The organism is Bradyrhizobium sp. USDA 4538 (assembly GCF_024171045.1).
GTDB classification, from domain to species: domain Bacteria; phylum Pseudomonadota; class Alphaproteobacteria; order Rhizobiales; family Xanthobacteraceae; genus Bradyrhizobium; species Bradyrhizobium australafricanum.
Window position 1 is genome coordinate 590,144 of the sequence record NZ_JALJZE010000002.1, and the last position, 17,047, is coordinate 607,190.

Annotated in this window: 15 protein-coding genes and 4 pseudogenes; 10 read left to right on the forward strand and 9 right to left on the reverse strand. The window is 61.4% G+C overall.

Annotated elements, in window-relative coordinates; all coding sequences use genetic code 11:
• Positions 1 to 63: 63 nt before the first annotated feature.
• A pseudogene (locus J2R78_RS43880) lies at positions 64 to 510 on the forward strand (transposase); the annotation flags it as partial.
• A gap of 75 nt (positions 511 to 585) precedes the next feature.
• On the opposite strand, the gene ltrA reads toward J2R78_RS43880, so the two are convergent.
• Positions 586 to 1,839: a group II intron reverse transcriptase/maturase gene (gene ltrA, locus J2R78_RS43885; protein ID WP_253610472.1), complete on the reverse strand. Its 1,254-nt coding sequence runs from the start codon at positions 1,837 to 1,839 to the stop codon at positions 586 to 588.
• Between the two features lie 559 nt (positions 1,840 to 2,398).
• On the opposite strand from ltrA, the pseudogene J2R78_RS43890 reads away from it, so the two are divergent.
• Positions 2,399 to 3,250, forward strand: a pseudogene (locus tag J2R78_RS43890) (IS5 family transposase); the annotation flags it as partial.
• 486 nt (positions 3,251 to 3,736) lie between these two features.
• Here J2R78_RS43890 and J2R78_RS43895 read toward each other — a convergent pair.
• On the reverse strand, positions 3,737 to 4,633 hold the full coding sequence (locus J2R78_RS43895) for a helix-turn-helix domain-containing protein (protein WP_253610471.1): 897 nt from the start codon (positions 4,631 to 4,633) through the stop codon (positions 3,737 to 3,739).
• 295 nt (positions 4,634 to 4,928) lie between these two features.
• Between J2R78_RS43895 and J2R78_RS43900 the strand changes: the two genes are divergently transcribed.
• The 7 genes and pseudogenes from J2R78_RS43900 to istA all read left to right on the forward strand — a co-directional run.
• Positions 4,929 to 6,020, forward strand: coding sequence for an IS5 family transposase (locus J2R78_RS43900; protein WP_253610470.1), 1,092 nt, complete (start codon positions 4,929 to 4,931; stop codon positions 6,018 to 6,020).
• Positions 6,020 to 6,178, forward strand: a complete 159-nt coding sequence (locus J2R78_RS43905; protein WP_253610469.1) for a hypothetical protein — start codon at positions 6,020 to 6,022, stop codon at positions 6,176 to 6,178. The genes J2R78_RS43900 and J2R78_RS43905 overlap by 1 nt, the downstream gene beginning before the upstream one ends.
• 215 nt (positions 6,179 to 6,393) lie before the next feature.
• Positions 6,394 to 6,867: a transposase gene (locus tag J2R78_RS43910; protein WP_253610468.1), complete on the forward strand. Its 474-nt coding sequence runs from the start codon at positions 6,394 to 6,396 to the stop codon at positions 6,865 to 6,867.
• Complete coding sequence (gene tnpB / locus J2R78_RS43915) at positions 6,848 to 7,201, forward strand: IS66 family insertion sequence element accessory protein TnpB (RefSeq protein ID WP_253610467.1); 354 nt, start codon at positions 6,848 to 6,850, stop codon at positions 7,199 to 7,201. The genes J2R78_RS43910 and tnpB overlap by 20 nt, the downstream gene beginning before the upstream one ends.
• Before the next feature lie 52 nt (positions 7,202 to 7,253).
• Positions 7,254 to 8,825 carry an IS66 family transposase gene (locus J2R78_RS43920; protein WP_253610466.1) on the forward strand — a complete coding sequence of 524 codons (1,572 nt, stop codon included), beginning with the start codon at positions 7,254 to 7,256 and terminating at the stop codon, positions 8,823 to 8,825.
• Positions 8,726 to 9,775: an IS4 family transposase gene (locus J2R78_RS43925; RefSeq protein ID WP_253610465.1), complete on the forward strand. Its 1,050-nt coding sequence runs from the start codon at positions 8,726 to 8,728 to the stop codon at positions 9,773 to 9,775. Before J2R78_RS43920 ends, J2R78_RS43925 begins: the two co-directional genes overlap by 100 nt.
• Before the next feature lie 173 nt (positions 9,776 to 9,948).
• Positions 9,949 to 10,710 (forward strand): annotated as a pseudogene (gene istA, locus J2R78_RS43930) (IS21 family transposase); the annotation flags it as partial.
• 18 nt (positions 10,711 to 10,728) lie between these two features.
• Here the strand turns inward: istA and J2R78_RS43935 are convergent.
• From J2R78_RS43935 to J2R78_RS43950, 4 genes are all read right to left on the reverse strand, one after another.
• Complete coding sequence (locus tag J2R78_RS43935; protein ID WP_253610612.1) at positions 10,729 to 12,795, reverse strand: recombinase family protein; 2,067 nt, start codon at positions 12,793 to 12,795, stop codon at positions 10,729 to 10,731.
• Entirely contained in the window at positions 12,788 to 12,958 is a 171-nt protein-coding gene (locus J2R78_RS43940) for a hypothetical protein (RefSeq protein ID WP_253603673.1), read from the reverse strand. The genes J2R78_RS43935 and J2R78_RS43940 overlap by 8 nt, the downstream gene beginning before the upstream one ends.
• A 104-nt stretch (positions 12,959 to 13,062) precedes the next feature.
• On the reverse strand, positions 13,063 to 13,536 hold the full coding sequence (locus J2R78_RS43945; RefSeq protein ID WP_253603675.1) for a helix-turn-helix domain-containing protein: 474 nt from the start codon (positions 13,534 to 13,536) through the stop codon (positions 13,063 to 13,065).
• 164 nt (positions 13,537 to 13,700) lie between these two features.
• Complete coding sequence (locus J2R78_RS43950; protein ID WP_253610186.1) at positions 13,701 to 13,967, reverse strand: DUF5372 family protein; 267 nt, start codon at positions 13,965 to 13,967, stop codon at positions 13,701 to 13,703.
• A 44-nt stretch (positions 13,968 to 14,011) separates the two neighbouring features.
• On the opposite strand from J2R78_RS43950, the pseudogene J2R78_RS43955 reads away from it, so the two are divergent.
• Positions 14,012 to 14,197: pseudogene (locus J2R78_RS43955) on the forward strand (IS21 family transposase); the annotation flags it as partial.
• A 74-nt stretch (positions 14,198 to 14,271) separates the two neighbouring features.
• Here the strand turns inward: J2R78_RS43955 and J2R78_RS43960 are convergent.
• Genes J2R78_RS43960 through J2R78_RS43970 form a run of 3 tightly spaced genes read right to left on the reverse strand, consistent with a single transcriptional unit; the run spans position 14,272 to position 17,044 of the window.
• Positions 14,272 to 15,405, reverse strand: coding sequence for a cysteine desulfurase family protein (locus tag J2R78_RS43960; RefSeq protein ID WP_253610464.1), 1,134 nt, complete (start codon positions 15,403 to 15,405; stop codon positions 14,272 to 14,274).
• A complete protein-coding gene (locus J2R78_RS43965) occupies positions 15,402 to 15,788 on the reverse strand; it encodes a GFA family protein (protein ID WP_253610463.1) in 387 nt (128 codons plus the stop codon). Before J2R78_RS43965 ends, J2R78_RS43960 begins: the two co-directional genes overlap by 4 nt.
• Entirely contained in the window at positions 15,785 to 17,044 is a 1,260-nt protein-coding gene (locus J2R78_RS43970) for an MFS transporter (protein WP_253610462.1), read from the reverse strand. The genes J2R78_RS43965 and J2R78_RS43970 overlap by 4 nt, the downstream gene beginning before the upstream one ends.
• Between the last annotated feature and the right edge of the window lie 3 nt (positions 17,045 to 17,047).

Consider the following 17,047-nt stretch of genomic DNA (forward strand, 5'->3'; position numbering starts at 1 on the left):
ATGTCATTTTCAGGATTCCGTCGAATCGCACGTCGTGATTCCGTGGTGACATCGGAGGGGACGATGAAGCCAAAGGAACGACGCGACAGCGGACAGGCCGATCTTCTGCGCTCCCGGCTGGACGCGATCATCGATATGGGTCACCCGCTGGTGAAGCTTTCGCGGACGATCGACTGGTCGTTCCTCGAGCAGCGGCTCGGGGCGGTCTATGAGGACAAGCCGGGCCGGCCGCCGCTGCCGACGCGGCTGATGGCAGGACTTGCCATTCTCAAGCACACCTACGACCTCTCCGACGAGGTGTTGTGCGAGCGCTGGGTGGAGAACCCCTATTACCAGTTCTTCTGCGGCGAAGAGTTCTTCCAGCACCGGCTGGTGTTCGATCGCTCCTCACTGACGCGCTGGCGCCAGCGCATGGGCGAGGAGAAGCTGCAAGCCTTGCTCCAGGAGAGCCTTGCGGTCGCCACCAAGACCGAGGCGATCAAGCCGTCCGATCTCAATCGCGTCATCATCGGTCGAGTAGCCCCAGGGAATTGCACCCCGAGGCTCTCACGAAACCGGACGTGAACCTCTCGATTCATCCGGCTTCTATCTTCCAGCCGCAGGTCGAATGCCGACTCGCCACAAATAGAGTAGGTTCGGATCGCGCTGTGCGAGCCGTCCCAACCAATATACTGAGGCGACTTTCCGGCCTTTCAACCGCTTGTATTTCCGCCTCGTCCAACGGGCGAGCGCGTCGTTTACGTGACGAAGGACGTTGACACATTCCGTCCGGTAAAACCGTCCGTAATAGTTCAGCCATCCTTGCACGACAGGATCAATCAGCTTGGCGAGTTCTTCAAGACTCCAGTGGTTTCGCGTCGAACCCAGTCGCCATGAGCGAATGGTTTGTCGGATTCCTTTGGCAGCCTTGTTGCTGATTGCCGGGAGGAAGTTGAGGAACTTCTCGCCCTTTCGATCGCGAGCGCTGCGCGGCTGGAAGGTGTAGCCAAGGAAGTCGAACGAGATGTGTTCGCATTCCTTTCTCCGTTTATTATCCTTGCAGTAGACGATCCGGGTTTTCTCCGGATGGAGCTCCAGACCGCATTCCGCAAGACGTTTTCGGATCGCCTCCATCACGGTTCGAGCCTCGCTTTCAGTTCTGCAATGGACTATCACATCGTCAGCGTATCTTTCGAAACACAAACAAGGGAAGGTCCGCTGCATCCAGCGATCGAATGCATAGTGCAGAACCAAATTTGCGAGCAGCGGTGAAACCACTGAACCCTGAGGGGTTCCGCGTGTTCTCTCCACTAGGATTCCGTCTTCTTTCTCCACGGGAGCTAGCAGCCACCGCTTTACGTAGAGACGAATCCAGCTCAGTTCCGTGTGGTGGGCGACGGCCTTTTCGATCAGGTGCCAAGGAATCGAGTCGAAGAACGACTTGATATCAAGGTCGATAACCCAGTCGAATTTCCAGCAACGCTTTCGCGCTGTCCCCACTGCGTCAAGCGCCGAACGGCCGGGCCGATAGCCGTAGGAGTCGGGATGGAATATTCGTTCCATCGTCGGCTCCATAACCATCTTTGCAACCGTCTGAGCCACGCGGTCAGCTATAGAGGGTATTCCTAACGGACGCTTCCCTCCATTAGCCTTGGGAATTTCCACGAGACGGACGGGAGGCGGAAAGTATGTCCCCGACGACATTCGATTCCAGATCTTGTAGAGGTTTCTCTTCAAGTCCTTTTCGAATTCCTCGATGGAGACCCCATCCACACCCGCTGACCCGCGGTTCGCTTTCACCTGTTTCCAAGCTTCCCAAACGAGATGTTTGGGGATCTGATACGACTTTGCCTCAGTCATCGGCTCCTCCCGTTTCCGGTTGGCCTGTGACTTTGGCTGGAAGATCGGGTCCCTTCGCTCCGCCCGTATTACCGGGCCTCATCACTATTACGAACCCGTCCGCCCCTGCGTCGCGCATTGGTACTCTGCCCTCGGCGGGTCCGCCGCCTTTGGGGTCTCCCTTGGCATCGCGACGCAGGTTCCCATGTTCCGCGCAAGAGCCTGCCATCGGGATCACGCCGCCTCTACACCGGTTGCCGCCCGGCCAATAGACAGGCTCTCGCCGCGCTTGATCCCAGGAGGTGGTATCGCCCCCGGTTTCGACAACACCTGAACTGTACTTTCGATGCATCATCGGCGGTTTACTTGCGTTCGTCTTCCCGTGGCTCACCTGACAGGCTGATTGCCCGCCTTTTCCAGCAACGCTCACCACCTCAGCCATTGAGCTAAAGCAGCTTGTGGCGGTTTGGACTCTGATCCTGCAATCCGAGTCCGAGGGGCCTGCCCTCATCTCTTGCGCAGCAAGGGCTCGGAAGATGGTCTACATACTCAACCTCCTTCTTCGCGCCGTCATGGCGCACACACCACGGTGCAGCCCAAGAACGTGATGTTCCCGACCGACGCGCGACTTCTGAACCGCGCCCGTGAGATCCTGGTGCGGCTCGCCAAGGGCGCCGGCATTAAGCTGCGTCAGTCCTATGGGCGGGTCGGCAAGTTCGCGCTGATCAAGCACCAGCGCTACGCCCACGCCAAGCAGTTTAAGCGCGCCAACCGGGCCTTGAAGACGCTCCGAACCTATCTCGGTCGCGTCATCCGCGACATTGGCCGCAAACTCGGTGGCAACGTCGATTTGCTCGGTGGGATCGTGTTGGAGCGCATGCTGGCGCGGGCGCGACGGGTGCTTGAACAGAAACAGCTTCAGCGCGGCCAGAAGGTCTATTCGCTGCATGCGCCGGAGGTGGAGTGCATCGGCAAGGGCAAGGCCCACCGGCCCTACGAGTTCGGGGTCAAGGTCTCCGTCGCCACCACGCTATCGCCCGCCCGAGGCGGCCAGTTCGTCACCCACGTGAAAGCGCTGCCCGGCAGCCCCTATGACGGCCATACACTCAAAACCGTGATTCCGGACATGGAGGCACTGATCGGCAACATCATCGAGCGCCTCGTTCTCGACAAAGGCTATCGCGGCCACAATGCGCCACCCGACTACAAGTTCAGGGTGTTCATCTCAGGTCAGAAGCGGCGCGTGACGCCAAAGATCAAACGCGAGCTGCGCCGGCGTTCCGCCGTCGAGCCGGTCATCGGTCATCTCAAATCCGAGCACAGAATGGGCCGCAATTATCTCTGGCATCGCGAGGGCGACGCCGCCAATGCCATCCTCGCCGCCGTCGGCTACAACTTCCGCCGTCTGATCCGGTGGCTCGCTCTCTTGCTGTCCCAAATCCTCGCCCCCGATCACGGTTCGCCTTCATCTCGTCACCGGCTGAAATCGGCGTTCTTCACGGACGACTTGCAAACGCCACCCAACGAACCGCAAGCGACGCCATGGATGGTACGAAACAGCGTCAACCGCATTGCGTCCGCCGCCGCCAGACGCGGGTTTCGTACCAAACGGCGAAGCCACCGGTACACGGTGAGGGCGGTAGATCCTTTGGCAGCATGCGCCAGCCTCCGCCAGGGTGTCATGTGGAGGATCGCGTTCAGCGCCTCGCGCAAGTCCGCACCTGGCTTGCGGCTCCGCCTTCTCGGCCTGGGTAAGAACTAGGTAATCCTTTCCCACGTCTCATCCGTGAGATCTGTCGGATAGCGTCAGGTCGTCTGTTCGATCGCCGCAATGCGATCTCGCGTCTCTCGTGTCCACATGCATAGCATAGCGCGATCACAGATGACGCGTCCAGGTAATCCGTTCTAAAGCGTTCTCTTAGGAGGCGAGTTTTCGATATTGTGATGGCGACTTGCCAACGGCGCGCCTGAAGGACATGCTCAAATGCGATTGATCAGCGAAACCGCAGATCAGTGCAATGTGCGTCAGGGGCAGGCTGGTCGTTGCCAACAATTCTTGGCAACGACGAATACGCGTCTCCATCAGGTATCGATGCGGCGTCTGATGAAACGATGCCCTAAATCGCTTGATAAAAAGCGTGCGGCTGACTCCTACCAGCTTCGCAAGATCCTTCAGAAGTATTTCCGAAGAAAGGTGTTCGCGGATGTATTCGGTCACCAAACGAGCCTGCTTCGTCGTTAGGCGTTCGGCGCCTTGAACACCAATGAATCGCGCTGAGGTGACATGCTTCGAGAGCACGTCGATCGCTAGCGCACGTGAAAGATGCTCGATCTTGAGGCTCGAATGCTGTCCGGGCTCAGAGAGTGCATAGTTCAGGGAATCTAGCAGCAAGCTCATGCTGGGATCGTGAAATCCGAATGCCGAGACAATTTCAAAGCTCTTGGCGTCGCGATCGAATATCTCGCTTGCAACCTCGGCGAGGATCTCCGCCTTCAGAAACACGTGAAGTCCGCGAATCTCGCTCTCCCTACGCACCCCAATCGGGGTCTCCGGTGCGAGCAGCAGAAGCCGCCGGTCCTGAAAGATAAAGCGCCGTTCTCGCTCGCCCGCATTCAGAAATACATCCATCGGACTATACGACATGGCGATCCAAACGTCGGGCGTGGCTGGATGGGTTATTTCGTAGCGGTGTGGGAGTCCCCTTGCAAAACTAGCGTTGATGTTCGGCCACCCGAGGCTCTCACTCGTCCTCACGATGGAAAACTCCGAACCAATCTTCAGCACCGTTTGGTCAAGTCGATACGGCACTTTCATAGACGACATCTTCATAGACGACATCAGCTCCATTGCTTGAGCCTAGGGTATGGTTTGGTTCTTGGTATTTTCTTTTAGAAACGGGCCGCCTTTTTTAAAAACGGTCAAAAATGGCCTAGGTACTAACGCTTCCGAGTCTCCGGCGCCTGCCCGAGACAGTCTCGCGCTTGCCGCTTGCTGATGCACTGGCTCCGCGCCGCCCAGTAATCTGTCATCTAGCAGGCTGTTGAAAAAGGCGCTCGCCGGCGAGCGACGACCATGATTCATTGGCTCCGACGAGATTCGGAGACGGTGCGTGCGCGGCGACGACAATCGAACGGGCGAGCTGTTCAGCTACGTCGATCTGGAAGCACGGGTGCGGCGTGATCATCCGCTGCGAGCGATCCGGACGATCGTGAACGAGGCGCTGGCGGTGCTGGAACGCGAGCTCGCCGCGCTTTATTCGCCGATTGGGCGGCCGTCGATTCCGCCGGAGAAGCTGCTGCGGGCGATGCTGTTGCAGGCGTTTTATTCGATCCGCTCGGAGCGGCTTCTGATGGAGCGGCTGGAATATGATTTGCTGTTCCGCTGGTTCGTCGGCATCGGCGTCGACGATGCAGCCTGGGACCATTCGGTGTTCTCGAAGAACCGCGACCGGCTGCTGGAAGGCGACATCGCGGCCAAGTTCCTCGCGGCGGTGCTGGCGCAGCCCAGGGTGAAGGGGCTTCTGTCGAGCGATCACTTCTCGGTCGACGGCACGCTGATCGAGGCCTGGGCCTCGATGAAGAGCGTCAAACCGAAGGACGGCTCCGGCGAGCCACCGGCGCCAGGTGGCGGGCGCAATGCCGAAGCGGACTTCCACGGCCAGAAACGCTCCAACGACACCCATGCTTCGACAACCGATCCGGATGCCAGGCTGTACCGCAAGGGGAAAGGCAAGGAGACGAAGCTGTGCTTCATCGGGCATGGGCTGATGGAGAACCGCCACGGCCTGCTGGTCGACGCCTGCCTGACGCAGGCCGACGGGCATGCCGAACGGGTAGCCGCGCTACACATGATCGAGCAGCGTGCCGATCGGCCGACAGCGATCACGCTTGGCGCCGACAAGGCCTACGATGCAGAAGACTTCGTCAACGAGCTGCGCTCGATGAACGTGACACCGCATGTTGCGCAGAATACCAGCGGCCGCAGCTCTGCGATCGACGGGCGTACGACCCGGCACGGCGGCTATGCCGTCAGCCAGCGCATCCGCAAGCGGATCGAGGAGGCATTCGGCTGGATCAAGACGGTCGCCGGGCAAGAGAAGACCAGCTTCCGTGGGCGTGATCGTGTCGCATGGGCCTTTACCTTCGCTGCCACCGCCTACAATCTGGTGCGGCTGCCCAAGCTGATCGCGGAGGCTGGCTGATGGCCAAGGTGCCCGGCTTCGCCCAGGCCTTTGTCGGCCGCTGGCGCATCGTCGAGATGGACGTCTGGGATAGCGACTTCCTCGGTACGCACACGACGAGGGCCGCCCGATTGACGCATGCGCGCGGGTCTCGAGAGCGCTATGATGGCGTTGGGTGAAGATCAGGCGGCCCGCTGATCGGAGGGCTCTGCAGCCTGGCGCAGAAGCTTCCATTCCCAGGGCAGCAGTTCGTGCAGACGCGAAGTGGGAAGATCGGCGATACGGGTGAGGTCCCGGGTCAGCAAATTCCTGGTAAGCGCGAATTTCTCCGCACCTTTTGCTTTTGAGTGCTCTGATGCATGAGGTGTCCACCAAAATAGGTGGACACCTTGTGATGGCAGCGGACGATCAGAAACTGCGGGTCAGGCTTGTTGGCCGGAACGGTCGCCGGCGCTACGAGGCGGCATCGAAAGAGCGTCTTGTCACGGCCTGCCTTGAGCCTGGGGTTTCGGTATCGAGGCTTGCATTCGAACATGGGGTCAACGCGAACCTGCTTCGGAAGTGGATCAAGAAGCACACCGCGACCAGGTCGCTGCCGCCGTCCTCACGCCCGGCGTTCATCCCGGTTCAGCTTGAGGGGGCCGCCGATCGAGCCCTGTCGCGGCACGACAGCGTGGCGACGGTGGATTTGCCGGCGACTTGCGATGAAGTGCGTGGTTCGGAACCCAAAGGGACTCCAGCTTTTTGTTCTCCGGCCAAAGTGAGCGTGTCGCTGCCGAACGGCGTGAAGCTCGCGCTGGAATGCGGCGATGTGGATGCATTGACGGCGATCATCGGAGCACTGGGCCATGTTCAGACTGGGCGGTGACCGGCAGGTCTATCTGCACCGTGAGCCGATCGACTTCCGGGCTGGCATCAACAGCCTTGCGGTCCTGGTCCAGGAGACGATGGCGCTCGATCCATTCACGCCGGCGGTTTTTGCGTTCTGCAATCGCCGTTGCGACCGGATGAAGTTGCTGTTCTTCGACCGGTCCGGCTTTGTGCTGGTCCTGAAGCGGCTGACCGAGGACAAGTTCCGATGGCCGCGCCGCCAGGAGGCGGTCGTCCGGCTTACGACCGAGCAATTGCACTGGATCCTTGATGGCATCGATATCGATGCGATGGTCCGCCATCCGGTGCGGCACTATCAGGTTGCCGGCTGAGCTCTCGAGTTGAGCGGTTGACGCGTCGGTACGGTTCAGATTCAAGATTCCGATGAATCGAACCGGCTATCCGAGTGTTGAAGTGCTGTTGGCGCGCATTGCTGCGCTGCAGGCGGAGAACCATCAACTCGCCGACCGCGTCGTCAAACTCGAGGAAGAACTGGCGCTGGCACGCCTGCATCGTTTTGCGCCACGCAGCGAAAAGCACGTCGATCGTCTCTTCAATGAAGCCGAGCAGGCCGCCGATGAGGATGACGCCGGCAGTGAAACGAACAATATCGCCGAACTTCCGGACACGGGCTTGCCACCCGTCGAAAACACAACGGGAAAGAAGCGCGGCCGCAGGCCGCTGCCGGCGAACCTGCCGCGTGAGCGCGTCGAGTATGACCTGCCCGACGATCAGAAGGCGTGTCCTTGCTGCCGTGGCCAGATGCATCGCATGGGCGAGGCTGTCACCGAGCAACTTCATATCGAGGTGAAGGCGAAGGTTTTACAGAACGTACGCTTCAAATATGCGTGCCGCCATTGCGATCGCACCGGAATCAACGCCCCTGTCGTGACCGCGCCGATGCCGACGCAGCCGCTGCCGGGCAGCGTTGCCACGGCCTCAACGCTGGCGTTCGCGCTGGTTCACAAATATGTCGATGGCACGCCGCTCTACCGCCTGGCGCAGGCCTTCGAACGCGCCGGCGTTCCGGTCAGCCGCGGCGCTTTGGGTCGCTGGGTGATCGGCTCGAGCGAGAAAGATCTCTCCCGCATCTATGACGCCCTGAAGCTGCGGCTCAGATCGCAGCCTCTCATCCATGGCGACGAGACGACGGTTCAGGTCCTCAAGGAGAAGGATAAAAAGGCCACCAGCACATCGTATATGTGGGCTTATCGCAGCGGCAAGGGCAGTCACGAGCCCATCGTTCTTCTGGATTATCAGCCGGGCCGCGGCCAAATCCACCCCCAGGCCTTCCTCGGCGATTACCGCGGCATCGTGATGAGTGACGGCTATACCGCATGGCGCACGCTGGAACGGGCCACCCACATCGGCTGCATGGCCCACTCCCGGCGGCGCTTTGTCGATGCCCTCAGGGCGAGGAAGAAGGGCGGCGGTCCGCCCGAGCAGGCGCTGCGGTTCTTCGACCAGCTCTACCGGGTTGAAAGGCAGGCGCGGGACGGAATACCGGAGAAGGGTGAAACACAGGCCGACTGCATTCGCCGCTTCCGCCAGCAACATAGTGTTCCCACCCTCAATGCTCTCAAGGTATGGCTCGATGACATGGCCCCGAAGGTCTTGCCTGACAGCAAGCTCGGCGACGCCGTATCCTACACCCGAAACCAATGGGAATATCTGACGCGCTACACCGGGGACGGCTGCATGCCGATCGACAACAATCTTCTGGAGCGCGACATCAGGGTTTTTGCAACTGGCAGGAAGAGTTGGTTGTTCAGCGATACCGTGGACGGAGCCAAGGCCAGTGCCGTCGTCTACAGCCTGATGCTGACCTGCCGCGCCTCACGTGTCGAGCCGTTAGCGTGGTTGCGCCACGTCCTCACCGAATTGCCTCAGCGCGCCGGCGACGCCGATATTACCGACCTGCTGCCCTTCAACTTCCACAAAGCCGCCACTGCCTGAACGGCCCGGTATCGCCCGATACTAGGGCAATCCTTCAAAACCGCCGGCGTCAACGTGAGGGGAAAATCGCGCTTACGATCCTCGTCCTCCATGACACGACGGAATTCAGCTTCAAGCGCGAGAAGCCGGATCTGATCGGCTTTACGGGCAAGACGGCAGGACGCACACAGTGCGGCATCCTGATGCATTCTAGTCTCGCCGTGACGACCGAGGGGCTTCCGCTCGGACTGTCGGCAATCAAGTTCTGGACCCGCAAGAAGTTCAAGGGGACGACGGCGCTGAAGCGAAAGATCAATCCGACACGGGTGCCGATCGAGCAGAAGGAGAGCATCCGCTGGCTCGAGAATTTACGGCAATCGACCGACCTTCTCGCTGCTCCTGGACGATGCGTTCATATTGGTGATCGCGAGAGCGACATCTATGAGCTGTTTTGCCTGGCCGAGGAGGTCGGAACGCATTTCCTGGTGCGAACCTGCGTTGATCGGCTTGCCGGGGACGGCAATCATACAATTGCCGACGAAATGGACGAGGTGACGATCAAGGGTCTACATCGGATCAAGGTCAAGGACGACAAAGGCGATCCCGACGACGCCGTTCTTGAGATCAGGTACCGCAAGATACGCGTCCTGCCGCCGATCGGCAAACAGACGAAATATCCCGCACTCACTCTGACCGTGATCCACGCTCAGGAGCGGGGAAGGCCGAAGCGGCGAAAGAAAATCGAGTGGAAGCTCCTCACCGATCTCCCGGTCCAATCGCGCAAGGACGCCATCAATAAGATCGAATGGTATGCCTTGAGGTGGAAGATCGAAGTCTTCCATAAGATCCTCAAATCGGGCTGCAAAGCAGAGGACTCAAAATTGCGAACTGCTGAGCGTCTGGTCAATCTGATCGCGGTCTTCTGCATTGTGAGTTGGCGCGTCTTCTGGATGACGATGCTCAATTGCTGATTCCGCTCGATGTCGCCCACGATTCCGGAATGATCTCGCCCACCATTCCGGGATGATGTCGCCCGGGGTATCGCAAGGGCGAACCCGGGGTGACGAGGCCTCTTCTGGCTCCGATACGGTCCCGCCTTTCGGCTTTGCGAAGGGGGACCTGGATGCCGACGGAGAGGTTTGCGATGCGCCATGTGCGCGATGTGATCAGATTGAAGTCGGCCGGGATGCCGACCCGCGAGATTGCGCGGCGGGTGGGGACAGCCCCTTCGACGGTGCGGTTGACGATCCACCGGTTCGAGGCGGCGGGGCTGACCTGGCCATTGCCCGACGACATCACCGACGCTGCGCTGGAAGCCCGGCTGTTCGCCAGCGCGGGAGCCGGTCCCGGCACCCGGCGGGGCCATCGCCGGCAGGCCGAGCCGGACTGGGCGGCGGTACACCGCGAACTCCGGCGCAAGCATGTGACGCTGTCGATCCTGTGGGACGAGTACATCGCAGGCGAACCCGGCGGGTATCGTGATTCGCGGTTCTGCGAGCTCTACCGCGCCTGGGAAGGCCGCCTGTCGGTGACGATGCGCCAGTCGCATACGGCCGGCGACAAGCTGTTCGTCGACTATGCCGGCGACGGCGTGCCGGTGGTAATCGACCGGTTCACCGGCGAGCGACGCGCCGCGCAGATCTTCGTCGCGGTGCTCGGCGCATCGAGCTTCACCTACGCGCAGGCGACCTGGACGCAGGGGCTCGCCGACTGGATCAGCGGCCACGTCGGCGCCTTCGAGGCGATCGGCGGCGTGCCGGCGCTGCTGGTGCCGGACAATACCAAGGTCGCAGTGATCAAGGCCTGCCTCTACGACCCGCAGATCAACCGCAGCTACGCCGACATGGCGGCGCATTACGGCACCGCCATTCTGCCGGCCAGGCCGCGACGGCCATGGGACAAGGCGAGCGCTTCATACTGCACCTCATTCCTTTGATGGCGCGGTGATAGCGGTGAGCTGCGCCGAGCGGGCGCCGCGCCCACCACAGCCCTTGCGGATCGTCATGCCAGGCGGGACCTCCCACAGGCCACGGTTCAGACTGTCGGTATAGCATTTTATGATGAGCCCCTGGCGACCCCACGTGTGTACGGCTGTCTCGGAGACGCAGAATTTGGCGGCGATCTCGCGCGTCGTAAGCATACCACGTCGACGCAGCCGCTCATATCGGCTCGCGAGTTTGTAGGCGCCGCGAATGAAGGCAACCTTCTTCAGATTGAACGCCTTCGCCTCCCATGTACGCCAGCCGTGATTATTGAGAATCTCGGCGACCTCGCGATCGCAATGATCGTCAAGAAGACGATCAACCTCGGCGACGAGTTCAGGTTTGAACTTGCGGATCTGGGCGATGGGTAGCGGCCGGTCGAGCACCAAGGTACGCGTGGCGCCGCCCGACAGGCGGACATGGGCCGTGATCATTTGCGACTTGATCAAGGTTACGTCGTCGATGAGCAGACGCACGATGCGCTTGCGCTCACGGGAGTCAACTCGCGGATCTTGCCAGATCCGCGGAAGCTGCTCGGCGAGGTCAAGGATGCGTCGTTGGGCTTCTGCGCTGAGTGCCGCAGCCTGCTGTTTGCTCCGGCGCTCGTAGTCTTCAGCGGCATCGGCATGACGGCGCAGCTTGTCGTTCCATTCGGCCTCGAGCGAATCGGCGACGAGTCGGTTGTCGGGATCGACCTTCATGTAGCGTCGACGCGCAAGCTCGGCTTCATAGCGCATCCGCTCGACATGCTGGCGACGCGCAGCGTCGGTCTCTGCGGCGCGCGCCTCAAGCTCGCGCTGCACCTCAAGGGTGACGGCCAGCGTCATCGGCGTCATCAGCTCGATCATCAGGCTCGCGATCGCCGCATCGACGATCTTCCCGGGAACCGTTTGGCAGGTCGCTCCCGCGCAGCGTATTACGTTCGCCTGGCACAGATAGGTTGGGACGGTGCGGCCGTGCTCCTGGCTGTAGCGCACACCCATGCGTTCGCCACATAGGCCACAGACTACGCGACCTTGGAGGAGCGCCGGTCCCTCGCGCGCCGGCCCTGACCGCCGCTCGCCACCGAAGGCACGAGCGTTGTCGGCGAGCCGCCGCTGGTTGGCCTCGAAGCGCTCCCAGTCGATGTAGCCCTGGTGCATTCCCGGCATGACGAACTGCCAATCGGCCCTGGCAACCTTGACGACACTGGTGCCACCATCGGGCCGGTGCCGTATGCGCGTTCGGCCATACGCAAAAGCGCCAGCGTAGCGCGGATTGTGGAGCACCTGCAGGACGCGCGCATGGTGCGGCGCAGCCCATAGGAGGTCACCCTTGTTCGGCCCTGTCCGGAGCCGGCGTGGGAACAGCAAACCTTGCTCCCGGAAGAAGCGGACTGTCTGCATCGCACTTCCGGTCTGCTCGAAGGTATCGAACACCAGACGGATTGCGTTCTGCACCTGGAGGTCGGGATCGAGGCCGATGATCCGATCGTTCCGGTAAACCAACCCGACCGGAGGGCACATCTCGAGCTCGCCGCGCCGGGCCTTGTTGAGCTGACCGCCACGCATGCGCGCTTTGAGGATGTGCAGCTCGGCCTCGCTCATCGTACCTTTGAGGCCGAGCAGGAGGCGGTCGTTGAAGCTGGCTGGATCGTAGATACCGTCTTCGTCAAGGATGAGCGTCGCCGTCAATGCGCAAAGCTCGATGAGCCGGTGCCAGTCAGCCGAGTTGCGCGCAAGGCGCGAGACCTCCAGTCCCATGACGATACCGGCCTTGCCGAGCGCCACCTCGCTCACCAGTCGCTGGAAGCCGTCGCGTGCTGTCATACTTGATCCGGACTTGCCGAGATCGCGATCGATGACGTGGACGCGCTCGACCGGCCAGCCGGCCACAACTGCTCGGTCCCGCAACCCATATTGGCGCTGGGTACTCTCGCCGTGCTCGGCGACCTGGCGAAGGGTCGATTGGCGGACATAGAGGTAGGCGTCGCGCTTGAGATGGTCGGCGGTGACTTTAAGCTCAGGCATGGAAGGGCTCCATTGCGATGGCGACGAGGATGCCGGCGATGAGGCGCGTGACGTCGCTTGTTGCAGGCGACGGATCGTCCAGGGCCGAGTGTGCGAGCCGATGGTCGCGGTAGGCCTCCTCGGCATCGACCTCCTGTCCGCGTGCTCGGATCCACGCTGCCAATCCCCGTCGACGAAGAATGGCGAGACCCGGGCAGGCCGTGAACTCGGCACGCAATGCGGCGGCGCGCAGCTTCTCGTAGCTGTCTGTTGCGTCCGGCGCGACAATCAGGCTGGGTTGAGTCGTTTTTTTTTGCGCGCCAGCGCCCGCTCCAGGCTGCGTCGGTGCACCTTGACGCCGAATCGCGCCTCGATCGCATCGAGGCAGTGCGACGTGGTCAGTTCGGGCCTTGCAGCTTTGAGAGCGGCGACGAACGCAACGACCTCGGCGGAGACCTTGTGGCCGCCTTTGGGGCCTCGCCGGTTCGGCAACAGGCCGGCAAGCCCGACGGTCTGCAGGGCGCTCTGCGCCTTGTAGAAGGTCGGCCGTGTGACGCCGAATGTCTCGGCGGCCTCGCTGATCGCAACGCCGTCGACCTGGTGGCGTCGCACCATCTCGTAGCGCACCTGCACCAGGTCCTTCGCATCGAAGAATGGGTTGCTGACGAACGAGGTGTCGCGGACTGCTTCCGGATTTGGATTGAGAACGCCGTCTTGCGCCAACGCCTCGCTCTTCGGATCCCGCTTCTTCGCCGTGGCCATGCTCGGTCTCAATCTGACGTAAATATAAATACGCCTCTATATGTTGGGCGTCAATGGAAACGTCAACGCTATATGAGGATTTTGCGCTAATAATCGCGAAGTAATACGCCGCATCGCGTCGACGGCATGGCATTATTATCTTTACATAGGCGGCGTATTTATATTTACGCATCGCTGGCGCCTATGCTCTCGGCAAGTCGGTCCAGCGCGTCACAAAGCGCCAACAGGTCAGCCACGCAAAAGGCTGCTCTGCCCGTAGCGATCAGCCGGAACTCATCGGGTGGATCGATATCGGTCCACGCGCTCGCGATCGTGCAAAGTCGACCGTTCTGGCCCTCATAGACCACCCGGTCTTCGCCCCAATGACGGCGTCGGCAGATCAGCTCGAACTTGCGACCGCAAAGCGGATGGAACGGATGCGTGATCCGCACCTTTTGCCGGGCCGTACCCGCATGACCTGCAGTCGACGACTTTTGACAAGGCGAAGGTCGAACAGGCGGTCCTCATGGTCGAGCGCTGGCTGCTCGGGCGGCTGCGCCACCGCACCTTCCACAGCCTCGCCGAGGTCAACGCGGCGATCACCGAGCTAATGACCCGGCTCAACGAGGAGCGGCCGATCCGGCGGCTCGGCGTGACCCGCCGCAAGCTATTGGAGGAGGTATGGATGTCCACACCGCGGCAGATAACGCGAATCAACCGGCTCTTGTGCTGGCGACGAAGCGGTAGTCGAAGCGATCAGACCGCCGCGCTTGCGGCCAGGCGTACGACGACGTGGTCGATCTCGTCGACTGTCGTTTGCCTTCCCAAGCTGAAACGTATCGCCCCCATTCCGGTCCTCTCGGGCACGCGCATGGCCGCGAGGACCGGTGAGAGTTCGATCTGCCCGGAATGGCACGCCGAACCTGTCGACGCCGCGGTATCGCGTAGCTGACCCAGGATGTCCGCGCCTATTTTGCCAACGAACGCTACGTTGAGGGTATTCGGCAAGCGATGCGTGGGATGGCCGTTGAGCGCCACGCCTTCACCGAACCTGTCTTGCAGTGCCTGCCATAAACGATCGCGCAAGACCCGGACGTGGTCCATAGGTGCAAGATCCGCGGCCAGTGCACAGGCGGTCCCAAGCCCGACTGCCAGCAAGGCACTCTCGGTTCCGGCGCGTCGGCCCGATTCATGACCGGCGCCGTGGACCAACGGCTCAAGCTCGATGCCTCGCCTGACATAGAGCGCGCCGACGCCCTTTGGCGCGTAGAGCTTGTGACCGGCGATCGTCAGCATATCGACACCGAGCTCGTCCACCTTGGTCGGAATTTTTCCGACCGATTGAGCCGCGTCGGTGTGGAAGCGGATTCCGTGCTCTCGCGCGATCGCGCTGATTTCAGCGATCGGCTGGATGGTGCCGACTTCGTTGTTGGCGTGCATGATGCTGATCAACAGCGTCTGCGGAGTAACGGCGCGCCGCACGTCCTCTGGATGGATTAAGCCTGTCCCGTCTACCGGAACGTACGTGACAGTCGCGCCGAACCGTTCGAGAAACCGGCAAGGAGCAAGGACGGCGGGATGCTCGATGGCCGAGGTGATGATGTGCGTCCCTTTTCGGTTCGGCGCGAAGAACGTGCCCTCGATCGCAAGGTTGTTGGCTTCGCTGCCACCGCTGGTGAATACGATCTCATCGGGTGCTACGCCGAGGAGTCCAGCGACCTGGCTGCGAGCCCGATCTAGCGCGGCCTTCGCCGGCGCGCTGGCCCAATGGCCGCTGGACGGATTGCCGAACGCGCCGTCCAAAAATGGCCGCATCGCTTCCGCCACGGCTGGATCAACCGGTGTGCTCGCGTTGTAATCGAGATAGATCAGCCGCGTCGTCGCAGTCATTTACCTTGCTCGCTGTGGTCAAGCTGCAGCCAGGGCAGTTGCTCGTTGGCGAAGAAATGCTTCCCCGGTCGGAGCTCCGCCGCCCGATCGAAGGCGCCGACGTGATAGTGCGTCTCCGTCGGAAAATGCACGGTAGCGCAGGGCAGCGTCGAGCCGCAGCGGGCACAGAAGCCGCGCGTCGTTCCTGGCGATGATTTGAACGTCGTGATGGCGCTTTCGGTCACCGTGACAGCGTCGTTCTCAAACCCGACGAACACGCTGACGGGAGCGCCGGAATGACTGCGGCAGCTATCGCAGTGACACCAGAAGACTCCCTTCGGCCGACGTCGCGCCTCGAAGCGCACCGCCCCACAAAGGCAGCGTCCTGAAAAGGTCTCGTTCATTGTCGTGCTCCGGGCCGGCCCTCCATGGCGATGAATACTATCGCCCCCGAGAGGAAAGTGAGTGCGCCGATCGCTCCGATCGCCCAGGCCATGCCGAACAGGTCGGCGATGATTCCGGCCGATAGCGCCCCGATCGCGTAACCGAGATCGCGCCAGAATCGGTAGACGCTTAGTGAGCGTGCGCGCCAGCTTGGGTGCGAAGCGTCGGACACCGCAGCGATCAAGCTCGGATACACCATGGCCGTACCAAGTCCGAGAAGCAGGCTGCCGATCAGCCACCATTCGAAATGGGTCGTTGCAGCGGTCAGGAATAGACCCGCGGCCTGCACCCACATCCCGGCCACGATTAAGCCCTTGCGGCCCCAACGGTCGGAAAGTGGGCCGGTGGCGATCTGCAGGATGCCCCACGTCGCCGGGTAGACGGCTTTCAAGATGCCGATCCGGTCGACGTGCAGGCCGAACGAGGCGAAGAACAGCGGGAAGATTCCCCAGCTCATCCCATCATTCAGATTGTTGACGAGTCCGGCTTGCGACGCAGCGAACAGATTCCGATCGCCGAACGACGTGAGGACGAATATCTCCCTGAAGCTGATCGGAGACGCTTGACGCGCATGCGCCGCGGTCTCCAGCCGGACGTGCTCGCGTGTGTCGCGCACCAGCAGGATCGAGAGCGCGGCGCCGAAGACGGCGTAGACTACGCCGAGATAGATCGGCGCTGGTCGCAGTCCGTACTTCGAGGCAAAATATCCGGTAAGGAAGGCGGTCACGCCGACCGCGAGATAGCCGGCGAACTCGTTCAGGCCGACGGCCAGTCCTCGCGACTTCGGGCCGACGAGGTCGATTTTCATGATCACCGTCATCGACCAGGCAAGACCCTGATTGATGCCGAGAAGGGCGTTTGCTGCGATGACCCATCCCCAACTCGGCGCCCACATGATCATGAACGGCACCGGCAGGCCGACGAGCCAGCCGAGGATCAGAACACGTTTGCGTCCCCAGGCGTCGGCGAGTTGGCCGGAGACCAGGTTGGCGCACGCCTTCACGACGCCGAAGCTGACGATGAAGGAAACGACGAGCGTCGTCGAACTGATTTTGAACTCCTCGGAGCCGATCAGCGGCACGACCGTCCGCTCGATTCCGACCATCCCGCCGACGAAGGCGTTGATCAGGACGAGCAAGGCGAACTGCGGCCAGTTCTCTTTCAGCCCCAGCCGGACAGACGACGCAGTCTGTGGACCGCTTACAGCCTCGGTCATGAG

Bases quoted from the DNA above. Each gene is read 5' to 3' on its own strand.
- ltrA (WP_253610472.1), bottom strand. From the start codon at position 1,839: ATGACTGAGGCAAAGTCGTATCAGATCCCCAAACATCTCGTTTGGGAA.
- J2R78_RS43895 (WP_253610471.1), bottom strand. From the start codon at position 4,633: ATGAAAGTGCCGTATCGACTTGACCAAACGGTGCTGAAGATTGGTTCG.
- J2R78_RS43905 (WP_253610469.1), top strand. From the start codon at position 6,020: ATGGCCAAGGTGCCCGGCTTCGCCCAGGCCTTTGTCGGCCGCTGGCGC.
- J2R78_RS43910 (WP_253610468.1), top strand. From the start codon at position 6,394: ATGGCAGCGGACGATCAGAAACTGCGGGTCAGGCTTGTTGGCCGGAAC.
- tnpB (WP_253610467.1), top strand. From the start codon at position 6,848: ATGTTCAGACTGGGCGGTGACCGGCAGGTCTATCTGCACCGTGAGCCG.
- J2R78_RS43920 (WP_253610466.1), top strand. From the start codon at position 7,254: ATGAATCGAACCGGCTATCCGAGTGTTGAAGTGCTGTTGGCGCGCATT.
- J2R78_RS43935 (WP_253610612.1), bottom strand. From the start codon at position 12,795: ATGCCTGAGCTTAAAGTCACCGCCGACCATCTCAAGCGCGACGCCTAC.
- J2R78_RS43945 (WP_253603675.1), bottom strand. From the start codon at position 13,536: ATGGCCACGGCGAAGAAGCGGGATCCGAAGAGCGAGGCGTTGGCGCAA.
- J2R78_RS43960 (WP_253610464.1), bottom strand. From the start codon at position 15,405: ATGACTGCGACGACGCGGCTGATCTATCTCGATTACAACGCGAGCACA.
- J2R78_RS43965 (WP_253610463.1), bottom strand. From the start codon at position 15,788: ATGAACGAGACCTTTTCAGGACGCTGCCTTTGTGGGGCGGTGCGCTTC.
- J2R78_RS43970 (WP_253610462.1), bottom strand. From the start codon at position 17,044: ATGACCGAGGCTGTAAGCGGTCCACAGACTGCGTCGTCTGTCCGGCTG.